General features: G+C 59.4%; 26 protein-coding genes. 21 read left to right on the top strand and 5 right to left on the bottom strand.

Going from position 1 to position 18,419, the window contains the following annotated elements:
- Nucleotides 1-34: 34 nt before the first annotated feature.
- A complete protein-coding gene (locus tag C4J84_RS07925; RefSeq protein ID WP_124435146.1) occupies nt 35-253 on the bottom strand; it encodes a hypothetical protein in 219 nt (72 codons plus the stop codon).
- Nucleotides 254-1,502: 1,249 nt separating this feature from the next.
- On the opposite strand from C4J84_RS07925, the gene C4J84_RS07920 reads away from it, so the two are divergent.
- Nucleotides 1,503-2,228: a hypothetical protein gene (locus C4J84_RS07920; protein ID WP_057704539.1), complete on the top strand. Its 726-nt coding sequence runs from the start codon at nt 1,503-1,505 to the stop codon at nt 2,226-2,228.
- Here C4J84_RS07920 and C4J84_RS07915 read toward each other — a convergent pair.
- Nucleotides 2,207-2,416, bottom strand: coding sequence for a hypothetical protein (locus C4J84_RS07915; protein ID WP_256681400.1), 210 nt, complete (start codon nt 2,414-2,416; stop codon nt 2,207-2,209). The two genes, C4J84_RS07920 and C4J84_RS07915, sit on opposite strands and share 22 nt — an antisense overlap.
- 83 nt (nt 2,417-2,499) lie before the next feature.
- Between C4J84_RS07915 and C4J84_RS07910 the strand changes: the two genes are divergently transcribed.
- Nucleotides 2,500-3,180, top strand: coding sequence for an SOS response-associated peptidase family protein (locus tag C4J84_RS07910; RefSeq protein WP_057704541.1), 681 nt, complete (start codon nt 2,500-2,502; stop codon nt 3,178-3,180).
- Here the strand turns inward: C4J84_RS07910 and C4J84_RS07905 are convergent.
- From C4J84_RS07905 to C4J84_RS07895, 3 genes are all read right to left on the bottom strand, one after another.
- The gene (locus C4J84_RS07905) at nt 3,177-3,971 is read right to left on the bottom strand and encodes a DNA adenine methylase (protein WP_054919850.1); all 795 of its coding nucleotides are present in this window, start codon (nt 3,969-3,971) and stop codon (nt 3,177-3,179) included. The genes C4J84_RS07910 and C4J84_RS07905 overlap by 4 nt on opposite strands.
- Before the next feature lie 157 nt (nt 3,972-4,128).
- Nucleotides 4,129-5,178, bottom strand: coding sequence for a phage portal protein (locus C4J84_RS07900; protein WP_124435145.1), 1,050 nt, complete (start codon nt 5,176-5,178; stop codon nt 4,129-4,131).
- Entirely contained in the window at nt 5,178-6,935 is a 1,758-nt protein-coding gene (locus C4J84_RS07895) for a terminase ATPase subunit family protein (protein ID WP_124435144.1), read from the bottom strand. Before C4J84_RS07895 ends, C4J84_RS07900 begins: the two co-directional genes overlap by 1 nt.
- Nucleotides 6,936-7,090: 155 nt before the next feature.
- On the opposite strand from C4J84_RS07895, the gene C4J84_RS07890 reads away from it, so the two are divergent.
- The 19 genes from C4J84_RS07890 (at nt 7,091) to C4J84_RS07805 (ending at nt 18,398) form a co-directional block, all read left to right on the top strand.
- On the top strand, nt 7,091-7,921 hold the full coding sequence (locus tag C4J84_RS07890) for a GPO family capsid scaffolding protein (protein WP_057704544.1): 831 nt from the start codon (nt 7,091-7,093) through the stop codon (nt 7,919-7,921).
- Between the two features lie 40 nt (nt 7,922-7,961).
- Complete coding sequence (locus C4J84_RS07885; RefSeq protein WP_057704545.1) at nt 7,962-8,984, top strand: phage major capsid protein, P2 family; 1,023 nt, start codon at nt 7,962-7,964, stop codon at nt 8,982-8,984.
- 4 nt (nt 8,985-8,988) lie between these two features.
- Nucleotides 8,989-9,690: a terminase endonuclease subunit gene (locus C4J84_RS07880; protein ID WP_057704546.1), complete on the top strand. Its 702-nt coding sequence runs from the start codon at nt 8,989-8,991 to the stop codon at nt 9,688-9,690.
- Nucleotides 9,691-9,788: 98 nt separating this feature from the next.
- Nucleotides 9,789-10,085: a hypothetical protein gene (locus C4J84_RS07875; protein ID WP_057704547.1), complete on the top strand. Its 297-nt coding sequence runs from the start codon at nt 9,789-9,791 to the stop codon at nt 10,083-10,085.
- Entirely contained in the window at nt 10,082-10,543 is a 462-nt protein-coding gene (locus C4J84_RS07870) for a head completion/stabilization protein (RefSeq protein WP_057704548.1), read from the top strand. The genes C4J84_RS07875 and C4J84_RS07870 overlap by 4 nt, the downstream gene beginning before the upstream one ends.
- Complete coding sequence (locus tag C4J84_RS07865) at nt 10,543-10,755, top strand: tail protein X (protein ID WP_057704549.1); 213 nt, start codon at nt 10,543-10,545, stop codon at nt 10,753-10,755. The genes C4J84_RS07870 and C4J84_RS07865 overlap by 1 nt, the downstream gene beginning before the upstream one ends.
- 27 nt (nt 10,756-10,782) lie before the next feature.
- Nucleotides 10,783-11,136 carry a putative holin gene (locus tag C4J84_RS07860; protein WP_019818195.1) on the top strand — a complete coding sequence of 118 codons (354 nt, stop codon included), beginning with the start codon at nt 10,783-10,785 and terminating at the stop codon, nt 11,134-11,136.
- A gap of 1 nt (nt 11,137) precedes the next feature.
- The gene (locus C4J84_RS07855; RefSeq protein WP_057704550.1) at nt 11,138-11,416 is read left to right on the top strand and encodes a phage holin family protein; all 279 of its coding nucleotides are present in this window, start codon (nt 11,138-11,140) and stop codon (nt 11,414-11,416) included.
- On the top strand, nt 11,413-12,258 hold the full coding sequence (locus tag C4J84_RS07850; RefSeq protein ID WP_057704551.1) for an N-acetylmuramidase family protein: 846 nt from the start codon (nt 11,413-11,415) through the stop codon (nt 12,256-12,258). Before C4J84_RS07855 ends, C4J84_RS07850 begins: the two co-directional genes overlap by 4 nt.
- A complete protein-coding gene (locus C4J84_RS07845; protein ID WP_057704552.1) occupies nt 12,255-12,458 on the top strand; it encodes a hypothetical protein in 204 nt (67 codons plus the stop codon). Before C4J84_RS07850 ends, C4J84_RS07845 begins: the two co-directional genes overlap by 4 nt.
- Complete coding sequence (lysB, locus tag C4J84_RS26390; protein WP_057704553.1) at nt 12,455-12,898, top strand: Rz-like lysis system protein LysB; 444 nt, start codon at nt 12,455-12,457, stop codon at nt 12,896-12,898. Before C4J84_RS07845 ends, lysB begins: the two co-directional genes overlap by 4 nt.
- On the top strand, nt 12,804-12,998 hold the full coding sequence (gene lysC / locus C4J84_RS26340) for an Rz1-like lysis system protein LysC (protein ID WP_256681399.1): 195 nt from the start codon (nt 12,804-12,806) through the stop codon (nt 12,996-12,998). Before lysB ends, lysC begins: the two co-directional genes overlap by 95 nt.
- Complete coding sequence (locus tag C4J84_RS07835) at nt 12,995-13,477, top strand: phage tail protein (RefSeq protein WP_057704554.1); 483 nt, start codon at nt 12,995-12,997, stop codon at nt 13,475-13,477. The genes lysC and C4J84_RS07835 overlap by 4 nt, the downstream gene beginning before the upstream one ends.
- Nucleotides 13,467-13,925, top strand: a complete 459-nt coding sequence (locus C4J84_RS07830) for a phage virion morphogenesis protein (RefSeq protein ID WP_057704555.1) — start codon at nt 13,467-13,469, stop codon at nt 13,923-13,925. The genes C4J84_RS07835 and C4J84_RS07830 overlap by 11 nt, the downstream gene beginning before the upstream one ends.
- 61 nt (nt 13,926-13,986) lie before the next feature.
- Nucleotides 13,987-14,565: a phage baseplate assembly protein V gene (locus C4J84_RS07825; protein WP_057704556.1), complete on the top strand. Its 579-nt coding sequence runs from the start codon at nt 13,987-13,989 to the stop codon at nt 14,563-14,565.
- Nucleotides 14,562-14,906: a GPW/gp25 family protein gene (locus C4J84_RS07820; protein ID WP_057704557.1), complete on the top strand. Its 345-nt coding sequence runs from the start codon at nt 14,562-14,564 to the stop codon at nt 14,904-14,906. Before C4J84_RS07825 ends, C4J84_RS07820 begins: the two co-directional genes overlap by 4 nt.
- Nucleotides 14,903-15,814, top strand: a complete 912-nt coding sequence (locus C4J84_RS07815; RefSeq protein ID WP_057704558.1) for a baseplate assembly protein — start codon at nt 14,903-14,905, stop codon at nt 15,812-15,814. Before C4J84_RS07820 ends, C4J84_RS07815 begins: the two co-directional genes overlap by 4 nt.
- On the top strand, nt 15,814-16,515 hold the full coding sequence (locus C4J84_RS07810) for a phage tail protein I (RefSeq protein WP_057704559.1): 702 nt from the start codon (nt 15,814-15,816) through the stop codon (nt 16,513-16,515). Before C4J84_RS07815 ends, C4J84_RS07810 begins: the two co-directional genes overlap by 1 nt.
- Nucleotides 16,512-18,398 carry a phage tail protein gene (locus C4J84_RS07805; protein WP_124435143.1) on the top strand — a complete coding sequence of 629 codons (1,887 nt, stop codon included), beginning with the start codon at nt 16,512-16,514 and terminating at the stop codon, nt 18,396-18,398. The genes C4J84_RS07810 and C4J84_RS07805 overlap by 4 nt, the downstream gene beginning before the upstream one ends.
- Nucleotides 18,399-18,419 lie beyond the last annotated feature (21 nt).

Raw genomic sequence — 18,419 nt, 5'->3', positions numbered from 1 at the left:
CTATTTGCCGATCGCTGGCTGCTAAGGTGACTGCCTAGAAGTGCCGTAGTCGCATAATCGCCTCTGTAAGCGCTTTGGCGTTTGCATCCAAGGTTTCCATGGCTGCGATTGCGTTATCTGCAACACCCTCTACGCCATTCGCTGAAAGCCATACGGTGACCTCCTCTATTGCCGCCGCCAGGGCGTGCTGGTTGTGCAGAAGCAATGTCAGCGCATCTGCCGTTACGACGTTGGAGTCTGAGTTATCAGGCATGTAAATGGTCCTTGATCGATGGATTTGAAAAGCCTAGTCCAGGAATCGGGAACACATTGGTTTAAACGTTCGTTCATCAAACTTTTTCTCACACCAGATGGTGCATCTGTCCCATTGGGCCCTTTTTCAGACCTCAGAAATAGAAAACACCCGAACGTCTCTGAGAATCAAGTATTTGCGTTTACCACTTGTGGCGATGAAGGAGAGATTCGAAAGTACCCGCACCCTCGATCGCTCAGCCGAGGCCCCGGAATACAAGGGCTCCAGCGGTGCCAGTTGCGCGAAAGCATTCCCACGCCATTCCCATGGGCATCAGCATGCATCTTTGTACGCGTGCGCATCACACGTATAGGGGCCTGACGGCCGGGGTCTGGAGGGGGGCAAAAAAAAGAGTAACATAAGTAATCTTGACCGTTTTCTACGTTCAAGCCATTGAAATCAAAGGGTTTTATGTTTTTAGCAAAAGGTAATCTTTAAGTAATATTGAAGTAATCTGATTACTCTTTATAAATGTAATTCTCTACTTTCATAAAGCCCTTTAAAATCAATAGGTTGGTGGTAAATTACTTTTTCAATTACTTCTCTGTTACTCCTTTTTGTAATCTCAAATCCCGCGGAATACGTGGCCTCCAGGCCGTTTCGGTGGGGCGATTACTGAAGTTACTCTTTTTGAGACTCCCCCCCCTCCCCCTCAACACCAGAGCGTTTAAACGCATTCAACGAAATACCCCCTCGGTGCAGGGTTCCGCAGGCTTTTGACCACCCCATAACGCCGAGCAGCCCCCCGGCCAGTGCCGCGTTGGGCCGTCCGCAGGGCCGCAGAAAAAACGACCCATTTAGCCCGCAGGCGAGGTGGGGGGACGACGGCGCGCGCCAGGTGCAGACCATCCTACCGACCGCCTGTAGCACGTCACTTCCCCGGCAACTTGTGGCACGCCACACCCCCGCACCGTAGGCGTGCGCATCGGCCCGGCGACGTGCCCTGACGCCGCCGAGCCACGACACGCCGGCCAACGTGTCAAGGCCCCGTATTTACTGGCTGAAGCCCTGCTTTCGATTGCCGTGCCGTCACCAAAATGCTATGTTGGGATGGGTTTTTTCACGTCGTAAAAGCGCAAACTTTCATCCTCCCCCCGCTCACTTTTTCCTCCCCTGCCGCCTCACTGCCTACAGCTCGTCGCCTCAAATCGCGTACGTTGCAAACCTCGATTACTGTATGCGCATACAGTATTTATAAGCAGTCAATAGCATGACCCTCTTAGAACTCAAAACGGCTTGGCTCGCCAAATGGCGTCTGATTCTTGACGACGGCCTTAGCCGAATGGATAACCCCGAGGCTCACAGATCTATGTGCAGGTGGGAAACCAAGGGCATGCTGGAGGCAGGGGTGATTGATCAAATGGAAAAGATGGAAATGGACGAGTTGGCTGACGCGGCCTATTGGCATGCCGTCGAAGAACTGGCTACCGACGTTGAGGGATACATGTTTGGTGGACACTACGATGTAGTGCGCAGAGCCGGATCGGAGTGCATTGGGCAGATAATGTCCAACACGTACTATTCAGTCACCGGCCCTGGTGCCTGTGGGTTTGATGGAAAGGTGGTTGGCACCAACCGTGACCGTCGCCTGGAATTTCGCAATAGCAATAAAGCCTGGGCTATAGAGGGGCTGCTGCTTATCGCACCATCCGGTGAGCTGTACGACTTGGTGCAGACTGCACAAGTTATCAATGGGAAGGTTTATCCAATCATCTGCGACGCTGACACCTACCGGGCGGTGGTAGATTGCGCCCAGGTCGCCTTGGAGGAGCATGATTTTGAAAGTTACCGCAAGGCCAGGCCCCTACTGCAATGCGCCCAATTCACCAAGTGCGCCGCTTGTTTGGACCAGTTCGTGCTGCGAGAAGACTGCCTGAAGTGTTCAGGTCAGGGTTTTCTATCTAGGAACCCAAATCAGCCAAGCTCATCGGCGTAGGCAGCAGCCGCCTCCTCGCTTAACTCGCGCCACTCTACCTTGCTGACAAGGCCTCGCTGAGCAAGGTGATCGGCTACAAGACAACGAAAATCGTATCTTTCTTCCGGCGTGGCCGAAAAAAAGGAGCAAGCTTTGCGGCTTCCACCAAAAACCCCAATCTCTTTAATTTTCAGAATATACCCCGCCATGACGAATCTCCCTGCTTGATGTCAAAATTCTAGAGAGGGGTCGGGGCGCGGCCGTTCATTGAAATCGACGAACGGAAATAGATATGTGTGGAAGGCTCTCGCAGTACAGCGGCATCCACGACTTCGTCGCGGCATTAAGCATGCCCAACGCGCTGGTTAATTCCGTAGGGGATCTGCCGCTTGACCGCTATAACGTCGCTCCTACGACCCAGGTTGCACTACTGCATTTGCAGGGCGAGCTGCTTCACGCCGACCCAGTGCGCTGGGGCTGGCGACCGCACTGGGCAAAGGACCGAGCCGCGCCAATCAATGCCCGAGTTGAGAAGGTCGCTCATGGGCCATTCTTCCGCTCGATCTGGCCGCATCGCGCAATCGCGCCAATAGATAACTGGTTTGAATGGGTCGATGAAGGCGGGCCAAAAAAACAGCCCTACCTGATCCGTAGACGGGATGGCGCGCCGGTGCTATGTGCATCCATCGGCCAGCTACCTGACCCCGATGAGGGGCCAGGCGAGCATGACGGGTTCGTGATTATCACTGCCGACAGTGCCGGCGGCATGGTGGACATTCACGACAGAAGGCCCGTGGTGTTGACCCCGGACCTGGCCCGTGAATGGCTGGACCCGGCAACGCCCAAGGAGCGTGCCGAGCAGATGGTGTTGCACCAGGGCGAGCCGTCCGAGTCCTTTGAATGGTTCAAGGTTGACGTCGCGGTGGGCAACGTGAAGAACAAACAGGCCGGTTTGATCCAGCCCTTGAGTTAGAAAAGTCCGCCGAAGGCGTTGGGCTCCCAGTTCATGATCACCAGCTCGCCGCTAACTTCGGCCTTCGCCTGGCGTTGATTGGCCGTGCTGTATCGAATATCCACCGTTTCGAAGTGGAATCCCTCAAACACCCGCCTGATATCGGGGTGATCGTTGATGCTCACCATCACCTTGCCCTTGCAACGCCGCATGAACTCGGCCATCCGCTCATAGTTTTCGAAGGGGAAGTCCACGCCATAGCCGGCGGTCTGCCAATACGGTGGGTCCATGTAATGGAAGGTATGTGGCCGGTCATAGCGCTCGGCGCACTCAAGCCACCCGAGATTCTCGACGTAGGTACCGGACAAGCGTTGCCAGGCTGCAGACAGGTTCTCCTCGATCCTCAGCAGGTTGATGGCCGGCCCCGTCGTTGCGGTACCGAAAGTTTGCCCACTGACCTTCCCGGCGAAAGCGTGATGCTGCAGGTAGAAGAACCGGGCCGCGCGCTGGATGTCGGTAAGGGTTTCGGGCCGGGTCATTTTCTGCCATTCAAAGACCTGCCTGGAGCTGAGCGCCCATTTGAACTGGCGCACGAACTCTTCCAGGTGGTTCTGCACGACGCGGTACAGCGTCACCAGGTCGCCGTTGATATCGTTGAGAACTTCAACCGGCGCAGCTTGGGGCCGCATGAAGTAAAGCGCGGCGCCACCAGCAAAAACCTCGACATAGCATTCATGGGGTGGAAACAGTGGTATTAGACGATCTGCCAAGCGGCGCTTGCCGCCCATCCAAGGGATAATTGGTGTGCTCATAAGTGATCCTTGTTTTGAAAATTGGATTCGCTTAGGCTTCGCACCCCCTGCGCAGTGGGGCGAGGCCTTGGTTGGAGCACTCGGCGTGTTCGAGTGACTCAGCGTCGAACCGATGTTGACGCACCGGTTCGTCGCCTCGTTTACTGCGCAGGGGGTTTTAAGCCCCTACGGGAATTTCATAAGGTTTGAAGCGCACGACCTCCTCCCCAAGCCACTCATTCACCTGCGCCATACGCGCCTGAATCGGCTCCAGTTCATTGGCCGCGTAGATCTGCGCCGCTTCCCTGATTGATCCAAACCCACCCGCGTTTTGCGGCACGATGCCCATCAGCTGCGGCGGAATACGCAAGCTGGCCAGCACGTCATCGCGGGTCTGATTTTTTATCGAGTTGAATTCATCCTTGGCTGTCACTTCGCTGACCGGAATGATCTGCAGCCCGTCTTTTTTGCCGTTGGGCGAGTACACAAACAGGTTGCGGAAGTTGCCAGGCCCCTTGGAGTCCTTCAACGCCTTGCGTAGGGAGTCGACGTCCGCTTCGTTCTGCGCGGCGTCGGTCATGTAAAGAATGAAACCGGCATGACTGCCGTTCTCGTAATACTTGCGACGGAAAAGCGTGGCTGACTCATTCAACAATGCCGACTGCAGGGCGCTGATCCACTCGGGCAGGCCGTAGACTTCCTGGTGCAGATCCGCCTCCCGGAGATGGAAAACGGTGCCTGGCTCAAATTCATGCTCTTGCTTCCAGCCCTGGACCATGAACTGCCGGCCGTCCTTGCCCTGGCGCATGTACTTCGCCAGGGGTGGCACCAGCTCGCGCACCGGACCAAGCATTGAGCGCCGGGCCTCCAGATAACCGTTTCCAAGGCACAGGAAGTCCAGGGCGAACTGTTCGAACGCCGCGCGCGATAGCAGCCGATGCGGGATGAAGGTCTTGCTCAACAGGTTGCGCTTGAACATTAAGCCCGAGTGCAGATGCACGCTGGATCCCACCGACCGTGCCAGCCCATCCAAAGACAGCGGGGGCTCGTACCAGCGCCCGTTAAACCAGCACTCCAGATAATCGAACACCTCCCGACCGCTCAGTACGGGTGACGGGTCGCCGAAGCTGAACGCCTCCATCTTGCTATCACTGCGCGGGATAAACTCTTGCGTTACCACGCCGGGTGCCTGAGCCAGTTGCTTGTTATTTCTGCGGCGGTTCGACATCAAAAAATCTCCATCCGCCCGGTGTTGGCAGAGGTCTGCCCCTCCAGCGGTTCGTTGTGCAATGCGTGAAAGAGCGCCCATGCCAGATCGGCGTGGCCGGTGTTGTCGTTGCGGCCGGCGGTGTAGGTGAATTGGCGACCGCCTGCGGTGATGGTCTTGCGGATCGCCATCAGCGACTGCGCCATGTCGGTCCAGCCAGCGTCGAACTCCAGCCGGCCCCGGTGGATCACGTCGTAAGCCTTCAGCACCAGGCGCGTCTTGACCTCGGGCGAATAGCTGAACGTGGTGACATTGGGGAAGAATTGGCGCACCAGCTGCGCCACGCCGCTGCCCAGGCCGGTGACGTCGATCCCGATATACGTCACCCAGTAGCGGTCGCAGACGGCTTTAATCACGCTGGCCTGCGCCGCGAAGTCCATCCCACGGAATTGGTGACGTTCCAACACCCGGAATTTGCCGCCCGGTACCAGCGGCGGCGCGACCACCACCAGGCCGGAGCAGTCGCCGGTTTCCGCAGGGTCATAGCCCACCCACACCTGACGATCACCAAACGGGCGCATGGCAAACGGCTTGTAGTCCTCGGCCCACTCGACCCAGCTGTCGACCATGCAAGGCTGCAGCACCGTCAGCGGGAAAATGCTCGCCCCGTCGTCAACGAACTCGCACATCAGCAGGTTGGCGAACGCCTCGGGACTGTACTCGCGGCGCAGTTCCTCAATATCGAACAGGTCGCAGCCGCCCTGCTCCGCGTCGAGAATGGTGACGATCTGGCGCCACAACCGGTCCTCGCAGAATCGCCCTTGCTGGAGCGCACCATGGGAAACATCAACCTTGGTGTGTTGCGCCGCCGGCTTGCCCTTATTGAATCGCTCGCCAGTCCAGAATGTGTAGGCCTCATGAGCCATGGTCGAGGGCGTCGAGAAGTAGGTTTTGCGCCACTTCTTGTGCATCGCCATACCCGACGCGACTTTGTTCAGCTCTTCGAATTTGAACGTCCAGAAGAATTCGTCAAAGTAGAAATTGCCGTGATAGCCCTGGGCGGTGCGCGCATTGGTACCGAGAAAAAACAGCTCGGCGCCATTGGGCAAGACAATGGGATCGCCGGTCAGCTCAACACCAATGACCTCGCGGGCAAACGCCTGGATGTATCCCCGAAACAGGTAAGCCTGGTTCTTCGAAGCCGACAGGAATATCTGATTGCGCCCGGTCTCCAGCGCATCAATGAACGCCTCGCGAGCAAAGTAGTAAGTGGCGCCGATCTGCCGGCTTTTGAGGATTACGCGAGTGCGCTGGTTTCCCGCCCGATACCAATCTTTCTGGTAGTCGAAACACCCATCGATAAACGCTTCGCGCAGCAGCTCGATCTGGTCTTCGCTGATGTCGTTTTTTGGCGTCTTCTTCTTCGGCCCTTCGTTGCGCTTGGCAAGGTTGGGGTTGAGTTCGGTTTCGGTACCGCCCCCCTGAAAACGCTGAATGCGCGCCTGGCGCTCCAACTGCCGGTGCAACAGGTCAATTTCCTTGAAGTCACCGCCGCTCTTGCCTTCCTTGAGGATCAATTGCACCAGGCGCGCTTCCAGTGCGCCCCCAATCCGCTCAACGTTGTCGGCCCGGTCCCACTCGTCACGGGCCTTCCAGCTGTGTAGCGTTTTTTCCTTTTCGCCCGTAGCCTCGGCAATCTCGCAGATACGCCAACCCATCCAATAGAGGAACTTGGATTGGCGTCTGGGATCGATGGGGAGCAGTTCGGTCGTAGTCATGGCCGCGATGCTGCCGCTCTGGCCTGCGACTCAGTAGCGCCGCCCCTTGTAGATCCGCCCTCTACAATCTCGTCCCGTTGCCGCAACTCGCGCGCGTCACGACCATGCCCCTCATTGCAACGCACTTAGCGCCCAACGCATTGAGGATTCCAGGCATGAAGAAATTTCGCAGTAATTGGTTCCGTGTCGCCGTCGAGGGCGCTACCTCGGACAAGCGCACCATCAAACGCAGTTGGCTGGAACAGGCGGCGAAAAACTTCAACCCATCCACCTACGGCGCCCGGATCTGGCTGGAGCACTTCCGCAGTTTGCTGCCAGACAGCCCGTTCAAAGCCTACGGCGACGTGCTCGCGGTCAAGACCGAAGAAGTGGAAATCAACGGTCAGAAGAAGCTGGCCCTGTTTGCACAGGTCGAGCCGACGCCCGACCTGATCGCTATGAACAAGGCCAAGCAGAAGATTTACACCTCCATCGAAATCGACGACAGCTTCTCGGATACGGGCGAGGCGTACATCGTCGGCCTGGCTGTGACCGATTCCCCGGCCAGTCTGGGCACCGACGTGCTGTCCTTCTCGGCGCAGAAACCAGAATCCAGCCCATTCAAAGACCGCCACTACTCGGCGACGTCGATGTTCACCGAGGCCGTTGAAACGGAACTGCGGTTTGAAGAAGTCGAAGACAAGCCCAGCCTCAGCGCCCAGCTTTTCAGCAAGGTCCAGGCGCTGCTGGGCGGTAAACAGGCGAGGGACGATGCAGAGTTCGCCCAGATCGGCCAGGCCGTCGAAGCGATCGCCGACCACGTCAAAGACCTGCCGGATCAAATTGCCGCAGAGAAGAAATTCTCCGGTGAACTGAACACCAAGGTCGAGCAGCTCAGCAGAGACCTGGTCGAGCTGAAAACGACCCTCGGCAACACACAAGACCACTCCCAAGCCCAGCGCCCACCGGTAACCGGCGGCGGCAAACAAGCCCTGGCTGAATTCTGACCTGCGGCCTCAACCGCCCAGCCCCCTATCGGAGACACCCATGCGTAACGACACTCGAAAACTCTTCACCGGCTACCTCGCCCAAGTGGCACAGATCAACGGCGTCGAATCGGCCACCGCCACGTTTAGCGTGGACCCGACTATCCAGCAGCGCCTGGAAACCAAGATTCAGGAATCGAGCGAGTTCCTGACCAAAGTCAACGTCATCGGCGTCGACGAACAGGAAGGCGAGAAGGTCGGTTTAGGCGTCGGCGGCACCGTTGCCAGCCGCACCAACACCAAGGTCAAGAAGCGTGAGCCCAGCAGCATTGGCACCCTGTCCAGCGACAAATACCGGGCAGAGCAGACCGACTTTGACACCTACGTCAGTTACAAGCAGCTCGACGCCTGGGCGAAGTTCCCTGACTTCCAAACTCGTCTTGCCAGCGCAATTGCCCAACGTCAGGCGCTCGACCGTATCCAAATCGGTTTCTACGGCACTTCGGCCGCCGAACAAACCGACCGCACCGCGCACCCATTGCTGGAAGACGTCAACATCGGTTGGCTCCAGCAGTACCGCACTCACGCGCCTGACCGAGTGCTGAAAGAAGGTGCTGTCGCCGGCAAGATCACTATCGGCAAAACCGGTGATTTTAAGAACATCGACGCCCTGGTCTACGACGCCATCCAGCTGCTTGACCCCTGGTATCGCCGTAACCCCGGCCTGGTAGTGCTGACTGGTCGCGAGCTGGTCCACGACAAGTTCTTGGCCTTGGTCAATAAGGACCAGGACGCGACCAACACCCTGGCGAGCGATCTGATCATCTCGCAACGCCGCGTCGGTGGCCTGCCCCTGTACGAAGTGCCGTATATGCCGGAAGGCGCCATCCTCATCACCACCTTCGCCAACCTGTCGGTGTACTGGCAGATCGGTGGGCGCCGCCGCTACCTCAAAGAGGAGCCGGAGTGGAACCGCGTCAGCAACTTCGAATCGTCGAACGAGGCATATGTGGTCGAGGAATACGGCCTTGGTTGCCTGCTGGAAAACATCACCCCAGTCGAAGAAGCCGGCAGCGAGGGTTAACCCCATGGCACTCAGCATCGCTCAAGCCCACCAGCGCCGCGCACGCGCGGCCATGGAGGCAGCTAAAACGGCACCACAGCAATCCATGGCCGGTGCCACCGCCTACGAGCACCAACTGAATCAGCTGCTGCAGGACCGCTTGCGCTTGAAGGCCATCCAGTCCAACGAAGGCAAGGCCGCACTCAAACTGCAACTGCTGCCTGAGTACATCCCGTATGTAGAGGGTGTGCTCCAGGCTGGCAACGGCGCCCAGGACGACGTGATGACTACCGTCATGATCTGGCGCATCGATGTCGAGGACTACAGAGGCGCCCTGGACATTGCCGACTACGTGCTCAAGCACAAGCTGATCATGCCGGACCGTTTCGAACGCACTACCGGTTGCCTGGTGGCGGAAGAAATCGCCACTGCAGCACTGAAAGCTCAAAAGGCCAATGGTTCTTTCGACTTGGCGATCCTGCACCGCACGGTAGAGCTGACCGAAGACGAGGACATGCCCGACCAAGCCCGCGCCAAGCTGTTCCTGGCGACCGGCCGCGCCACCCTGAATGGCATCACCGCCGAGGAACCCGGTCAACCGGGGCAGATCCAGGCGGGCATTGATTTGCTCAAGCGCGCCATCGAGTTGCACGACGGATGCGGCGGCAAAAAAGATTTGGACGGCGCCGAACGCCTCCTGAAAAAACACGCTGCCACCGGCAGCTAACCGAGCGTCCCCACGCACCCCGCCGGCTCGGGGCGGATCGGCCAGGCCGCTCCTCCTGAACGTGAAGCCCCGACCACCGGCGATCTATCGGAGCCGTCATGAACACCGCCTTTGCCAATCCCTACCAGAGTGCTTTCACCCCTACGGAATCCGAACGACGCATGTCTGCAGCGGCTGAACAGTACGTCGCTGAAACAGAGGCATACGACCGCACCGTCTGCACTGGCCCCGTCATACGCGGCGCCATCATGCCTGCCAACTCGCACGAACGGGGCCTTTCGAATCGCAACGCTGTGCGGGCGTTTGGCTACCTCTGCACGCAACATCCCGAATTCACAACGCAGCAGATCCGGCGTGAGATTACCCGCGCGGACAGCCGGGGTCCTTCCCTATGAGCGCATTTGTAGCCAGCGGCACCGTCGCCAGCGGCCACGTCAACACCGACCCGTTCTGGCCGTCGATTGATCTGGATAGCCTGCGCGCCACCCTGCGCATCGACTCCAGCGTCACCCCAGCTCGTCTGGAAACCGCCGTGATCGCTGCCGCCATCAACCTCAACCGCGAGTTAAGCGACTGGCGAACGGCTCAGCAAGCCGCCGGTTACACCACGTTGGAAGAGGTCCCAGGTGATCGCATCAAAGACGTATCAGTACAGGCCCACCTCTATCGTCGTGCGATCGAGGCAGGAACTGGTGCCGAAGTATGCGAGCGCTACCGCGACTACAGCGCCACCAACACCGGCAACAAACAGGCCGAAGAGGTCGCACCCACCATTGACGACTACCGCCGCGACCTGCGCTGGGCCATCCGTGATTTTCTCAGGAAAAGCCGCACTACCGTGGAGCTGATCTGATGGCCGTCGCCGTCCGCGCCAATCAAAACGACACCGTCGACGCCCTGTGCTGGCGGTATTACGGCCGAACCGCGGGCGTCACCGAAGCGGTGCTGCAGGCGAACCCCGGCTTGGCAGACAACGGCCCCGTCCTGCCGCAAGGTCTCGTTATCAACATGCCCGAAGCCCAGACCAGCGCGCCACAACGGCAGATGGTGAACCTATGGGACTGACCCACTGCTACCAAGGAAACCCACACCATGGCTGATCCGACTTCCAGCGTTGTGTCCGGCCTGCTCATTGGCTTGGGCCTGGCAAGCGTCACGCCAGTCATCGACGACGGGGCGCTGTTCGGCGCCATCCTCGGCGCTTGGCTGGTCACCAGCACCAAGCGCGACCTCAAGGTCTGGCAGCGCCTGGGCTCTCTGTTCCTATCGGCCGGGGTGGGATACCTGTTCGCCCCCATGGCCTTGCAAGCAATCCCGTTCATCACCAGCGGCGGTAGCGCTTTCCTCTGTGCCCTGGTGGTCATCCCGATCAGCATCAAACTGATGGTGTGGGTGGAAAAGGCGGATATCTGGGACATCTGGCGTCGCATCCGAGGGGGCACCTGATATGCCGAACATCGAACTGGCCGTGCAGTTGATCGCGGCAATCGCCTACTTGCTGAGCGCTCTGCGCCTGGCCTGTTACACCCGAGGTGAAGCGCGGTACCGGCGCAGCATCTCCCTGCTGGCAAGCCTGTTTGGCGGAGTGCTCTGCATCTGCGGTCTGGAAATCCTACTGGACCGTCAGCCGACGAGCTTCGGCCAGGCCACAGCCATCGTGCTGCTCTGCATCCTGATTTTCCGTTCACGCGGCAACGTCGCCGCCCTGTTGAGGCCCAGTGCATGACCACCACCCTTCGCCACGGCGACCGCTCGCAGGCGGTGCTTATTCTGCAAAAGAACCTCAACAGGTACGGTGCCAACCTGGTGCCGGACGGTCACTACGGTGACGCCACCGAGATTGCCGTACGCGCTTACCAGTTGAAAGTAGGCTTGGTAGCCGATGGCGTTGCCGGTACCAAGACCCAATCCAGCCTGGCAGGCGGCGACTGTGCCCAACTGCTGCGCAACCACGACCTGGTAACCGCTGCTGAACGCCTCGGCGTGCCGCTGGCTACTATCTACGCCGTCAACGAAGTGGAATCGAAAGGCAAAGGCTTCCTGGAAAACGGCAAGCCGGTGATCCTGTTCGAACGGCACGTCATGTACCGCCAGCTCGCGAAGGTTCGACACACCGGTGATGACCCGGCGCAGATCAAGCGTCACGCCGATGAACTCGCTGCAACCAATCCCGCCCTGGTCAACCCGAAGGCCGGTGGTTACATCGGCGGTACCGCCGAGCACCAACGCCTGGCCATGGCCCGCCAGATCGACGACACGGCCGCACTGGAATCGGCGTCCTGGGGCGCCTTTCAAATCATGGGTTACCACTGGCAACGTCTTGGCTACGCCAGCGTGCAGGAATTTGTGGCAGCAATGAGCGCCGGCGAATCGCAGCAATTCGACGCCTTTACCCGCTTCATCGAGACGGACCCGACGCTGCACAAGGCCCTGAAGGCCCGCAAATGGGCCGAGTTCGCCCGTCTCTACAACGGGCCGGACTATCTGCGGAACCTTTACGACACCAAGCTTCAGCGAGCGTACGAGCGGCACGCCAACTGCGAGTGCGGGAAAGGGGTGGCGGCATGATCGACTTCGAAGCGGTTCAAAAACTGAGGGTGCAGGACGGTGACCTTTTGGTGGTGCCGGAATCGACCGAACAGGAAGACATGGTGCGGCTGGCCGAGTGCATCCAGCTGATGAACAACGCAAGGGCAGTAATCGTACGCGGCCCGATTAAACAGCTCGACACCGCTGCCATGAACAAACTCGGCTGGTACCGGGCGTGAGCACCCTGCGCCAGGCTCTGTACGGCATTGCGCTGCTCGGTGCCCTGGCGCTGCTGATCTGGGGCCAGCAACAGCGCATAGACGCCGCCGAGGGCAAAGCCGCGCGGGCAAATGACGCCGCCAAAACAGCCCGCGAAGACGCGAACCGTAACCTGGCCACCGTCAACACTCTCACCACCACCCTGCAGCAGGAACGCGAAAGCCAGTCCGCTCTGCGCGCCCAGCAGGACCAGCTGCGCCAGGCCCTGGCAAAGCGCGCACGAACCATAGAGGAACTGAAACGTGAAAACGACGAACTACGCGACTGGGCTGCTCGGCCTCTCCCTGACGCTGCTCGCCGGCTGCGTGAACGCCCCGCCCTCACAGGCGCCGCAGCTTACCGTGACTGGCTGTCCGGCCGTGGTGCCGTGCCAGCTGCCGGCGACAAGCCCGCTCGTTAATGGCGACCAGTTGACCGACCAGGACCGCGTCGAAGCCGCCTGGGCCGAGTGCGCAGCCCAAGTCGACATGGTCTACAAACACCAGCAGGCCCAACCATGAACAAGCACGAAAGCCTGCGCGCTCACCTGCTGGCCACCGTTGCCGACTTGAAGCACAACCCCGACCTGTTGCTGATCTTCATCGACAACGGCAAGGTGCGCTGCACCGCTGCGGCGACCCTTTCTTTTGAGTACAGCTACGATCTTCAGATCATCTTGACCGCCTTTGCGGGTCACCCTGACAGCGTCATGCTGCCCGTACTGGGTTGGATCAGCATCAACCAACCGGAGCTGCTGGAAAACTACGAAAAAATGCAGACCGGTATTCAGTTCGAGGCCGACATTCTTGATAAAGAAAAAGTTGATCTCGGCCTCACATTGCGCCTGACGGAACGGGTGGTGGTGGGCAAAGACGCTCAAGGCAACACCACCGTTAAACATGCCGGCGAGCCGCAACGTGTTGCGGGCTACCTCGATCCTAATTGGGTACCAGGCTCCGAAGGCAACGCCAGCGAATGGACGGTTCCCGATGACAAATAAGCTGGAAGCTCTAGAGATCTGGGCGTCCGGCCTGTTGGAACAGCTCCAGCCAGGCGCCCGCAATCAACTCGCACGCTCCATCGGCCAGGAACTGCGGCGCAGCCAACAAAAGCGCGTACTGACACAGCAAAACCCGGATGGCAGCAAGTTCGCACCACGGAAAAAGCGGGACTTGCGCGGCAAGCAAGGCCGTATCCGGCGTAAGGTTGAGATGTTCAAAAAGTTGCGCACCGCGACCTATATGAAGGCCCGAGGCGACAGCAATGCCGTGACGGTGGGGTTTACCGGGCGGATCTCCCGCATCGCTAGGGTTCACCAGTTCGGATTGAAGGACCGCGCGGAGCGAGACGCGCCCGAAGTGCGCTATGAACAGCGTGAGGTATTGGGCTTTACGGACGAAGACCTCGATTTGATACGCGACAGCTTATTGGCCCACCTGACACTGTAAGCCCCCTTCCTACAAGGCGCCGTAGCTGCGCCCGCACGCGCGTGGCGCCACCATCGGCGCCATGAACGATTTAGCCGCCCTCGCCCGCCTGCTCGAAAACCTCATCCGCTTCGGCGTCATCGCCGCCGTGCAGATGGAGCCACCGCGCGTGCAGGTAACAACCGGAAAGCTGACCACCGCCTGGCTACCTTGGCTTGCATGGCGCGCCGGAGCAGACCGTGAATGGGACCCGCCCACTATCGGCGAACAGGTGATCCTGCTCAGCCCATCCGGCCAGCTCGCCAACGGGATAGCCGTGACAGGCGTATTCAGTGACCACATCCCCGCCAACGGCAACCGCGAAGGCCTGCACCGTCGTACCTACGCGGACGGCACGGTGATCGAGTACGACAGCGTGGTCCACCATCTCAACGCCACACTGGCCGACGGTGGCACCACCAATCTGATCAGTACCGGGGGCATCAATCTGGTCGGCGACATCACACACAAAGGCGACTACATCCAGACCGGGAATCAGACCGTCACCGGTCGGGTTGACGTGTCAATTGACGTGGTCGCAGCCGGCGTCAGCTTGGTCAAACACCCGCACGCCGGCGTCAAGGCCGGTAGCGACCAATCCGGGGTGCCCATCCCATCATGAATCGACACACCGGCGGCGCCATCAGCGAGCGCGAGCACATCAGTCAGGCGATCACCGACATCCTGACCACCCGCATCGGCACGCGGGTAATGCGCCGCGAATACGGCAGCTTGGTGCCCGAGCTGGTAGACCACCCCTTCAACGACGTCAACCGTCTGCGCGTCTACGCGGCCACCGTCATGGCCCTTATGCGCTGGGAAACCCGCATCAGCCTGAGCCGTGTGCAGTTCGCGGGAGCAAATATGGAGGGCCAGGCCTCGATCGATCTGGAGGGCACTGTGGTGGATACCAATGAGCCGTTGAGCCTCAGCGTGCCGCTGCAGCTGGGAGGCAGTGTATGAACAGTTTCGCCGCCATCGACCTCAGCCAGCTGCCACCGCCGCAGATCGTCGAGCAGATCGACTTCGAACAGATTCTGGCCGAGCGAAAGGCGTACATGATCAGCCTCTGGCCGGCCGAAGAGCAGGCCCAGATCGCGGCACGCCTGGAGATAGAGTCGGAGCCGCTCACCAAGCTGCTGCAGGAAAACACCTACCGCGAGACCGTATGGCGTCAGCGGGTCAACGAAGCGTCGCTTGCCAACCTGCTCGCCACCGCGCGGGGCACTGACCTGGAACAGTTAGCTGCAAACTTCAACGTCAAGCGATTGGTGATACAGGAAAGCAAAGCCAACGCTGTGCCTCCGATCCCAAAGCTGATGGAAGGCGACGATAGCCTGCGCGAACGCGCGCAGATGGCCTGGGAAGGGTTGAGCACTGCCGGCCCGCGCAACAGCTACATCTTCCACGCCAGGGCAGCGGACGGTCGGGTAGCCGACGCCACCGCCGAAAGCCCCTCGCCTGCCGTCGCCGTGGTCACGGTTCAGTCATTGCTGGGCGATGGCACGGCGCCCCCCGAGTTGCTTGCCGCCGTCAACGCTTACTTGAGCGACGATGACCGCCGGCCGGTGGCCGACCGTCTCACTGTCCAGGGCGCGCAGATCCTGAATTACCAGGTCAAGGCCAAGCTCTATTTGCTGTCGAGCGGCCCCGAGTCTGAACCTATCCTGGCTGCTGCAGAACAGCGGCTGCAGGCCTACGTTCATCAACGGCGGCGTTTGGGCATGGAGGTTTCGGAATCGGCCCTCCATGCTGCGCTCCACGTCGAAGGCGTGCGCAAAGTCGAACTGGAGGACTGGGTGGACATCGTCGCGACCAAGGCTCAAGCGCCTTATTGCACCGGCATCACATTGAACCGGGGCGCCGAGTAATGGCAGCGCAACAGTTGCTTCCGGCGAACTCCACGCCGCTGGAGCGCCAGGCGGCTCAGGCGCTCGCGCAGATCCAGCGCGTGCCGATCCCCCTGCGTCAACTGTGCAACCCGGATACATGCCCGGTGGAGCTGCTGCCTTATCTGGCATGGGCCTTTTCGGTCGACCGGTGGGACGGCAAATGGAGCGAGGCAGCTAAACGCGCAGCCATCCGGTCATCGCATTACATTCATTCACGTAAAGGCACCATCGGCGCTCTGCGTCGCGTGGTGGAACCACTCGGCTACCTGATTGAAGTGCTTGAGTGGTGGCAAACCACGCCGAACGGCGTACCGGGCACGTTCGCCATAAAGGTGGGTGTGCTGGAAACCGGCATTACCGAAGAGATGTACCAGGAACTGACCTGGCTCATTGATGATGCCAGGCCAGTTACGCGCCATCTTACCGGCCTTGCCATCAGTCTCGAGACCACAGGAAGCATCCACATTTTCGCGAGCACCTACGACGGCGACGAGATCGACGTCTATCCGCCGGTCCTTCGCGACATCGAGATCACGGGCGTTATCGGTGCCGTGGGTCGGGAACACACCATCGACACCCTCGAAACCTATCCGCCGATCCCAGGCGCTATCGACCTTGCGTGCTACGTCGGCGTGGCGGGTCGTGAACATTCCATCGACACCTTGGACATCTATCCATGATCAACTCCAACTCTCAGTTTTTTGCGATTCTCACGGCCATAGGTGAAGCCAAGCAGGCCAATGCGGACGCGCTCGGCATTCCTTGGAAGCTAACGGACATGGGGGTTGGTGACGCAAACGAAACTAATCCAGTACCGGATCGCAACCAAAAAAAGTTAATCAACGAACGACGCCGGAGGCCGTTGAATAAACTCACAATTGACCCGGCCAACCCGAACATCCTTATCGCCGAGCAGATCATCCCGGCGGAAGATGGCGGGTGGTGGATCAACGAGATCGGGCTCTATGACGCTGATGGCGACTTAGTCGCCGTGGCGAACTGCGCACCTACCTATAAGCCCCTGATGTCCCAAGGCTCCGGTCGGACACAGGTGATACGCATGAACTTCATCGTATCCAGCGCGGCAAACGTGGTGCTGATGATCGATCCGGCAGTCGTGCTCGCCACTCGCAAGTTCGTGACGGACTCCATCACTGACGCCATCAATCAGCAGGATGTGAAGCAGTCGGTGCTGGTAGCGACCACCGGCCCAGTAGTCCTGGCCGGTGCGCAGACCATCGACGGCGTGGCAGTGCCGGTGGGTTCGCGGGTGTTGGTGAAAGACCAGGCCCAGGGCAAAGACAATGGCTTATACCTCACCACCGCCGAAATCTGGACCCGTACTGCGGATGCTGATATCGGCGCGGAGGTGACACCTGGTTTGTTGGTTCACGTTGAGCGCGGCGCCGCCAATGGCGACACGCTCTGGCAGTTGATCACCGACGCGCCGATTGTGTTGGGCACCACGCCTCTCTCGTTTCAATGGGCAGGTGGGCAGAACGCCCCAACCCCGCCGGTTAATGACCGATCGAAGCGGGTGGCGAACACCGAGACAGTGCGCAACCAGATCGAGAGCCCACTCCAGCAGTTCCCAGTGCACGTATTCCGCAAGAACCGGTTGGTCAACGGTGCATTCCAGATTTGGCAGCGGGGCAAGTCAGGCGTCGTCGGAAAAGCCAACGGTGACCCCGAAAGCACGTTCGGCCCGGACCGCTGGATGATTTACAGCCCAAAAAACGCAACCTGTAACTGGAGCCAACTGCCCCTCGAGCAGGACGCCAATATCAACGAAGCAAAATTTGCCCTGAGACTTTCGCGCCAGGGTGAAGGCCAGGGCTGGAACCTCAGTCAGCGTATCGAAAACGTCGAAACACTGGCCGGCGGGAAGGTCACGGTCTCGTTTTATATGAAAACCAGCGTTCCACATACGTGTGCGGTGATTCTTCGCCAGAACTTTGGAGTGAACTCAACCGAGCCGAACGTCGATGTGGGCACCTCGGTGGAGCTGACAACGGTATATAAAAAATACGTCGTCACCCTCGACCTGGGCGGCGTGGTGAACAAGAACAAGGGCGTCGCCAATGACTTCCTGGAAGTTATCTTTGCCAGTTGGGGAACTGGTGCCCATTACACGGACATTACCAACGTTCAGATCGAGTCCGGCAGCGTGGCGACTCCGTACGATTACAGGACGCACCAGGAGGAGTACCGCGCATGCCTGCGCTACTTCGAAAAGTCGTTCCTGCAGGACCACCCCCTTAAGTCGAACAACGGTCCTTCCACCTGCATCGCCAGCTTCACGCAATCCGCAGCAGCGCAGTCCTCACAGTCGGCTTTGCGTATGGACTTCAGGGAAGTGAAACGCGTTGTGCCTACGTTGAGATTGTTCTCCCCTGGTGAGCAGACCTCTGAAGTGTGGGCGCAATCGCTCGGCAGGCCCTGCACGCAGACCAATATCCAGAGCTTATGGGCTACAGGCTTCGCATTGTCTTGCGTGCCGCCAAGCGGCTCTGTCCCCGGCTTCACCCTTCAGATCGAGTGGACCGCCGACGCGGAACTTTGAGGTAATGACAATGAATGATCT

This window comes from Pseudomonas sp. R11-23-07, assembly GCF_003852295.1.
Lineage (GTDB): Bacteria > Pseudomonadota > Gammaproteobacteria > Pseudomonadales > Pseudomonadaceae > Aquipseudomonas.
The sequence above is the reverse complement of the archived record's forward strand: the minus strand, read 5'-3'. Positions and strand labels throughout refer to the sequence as shown.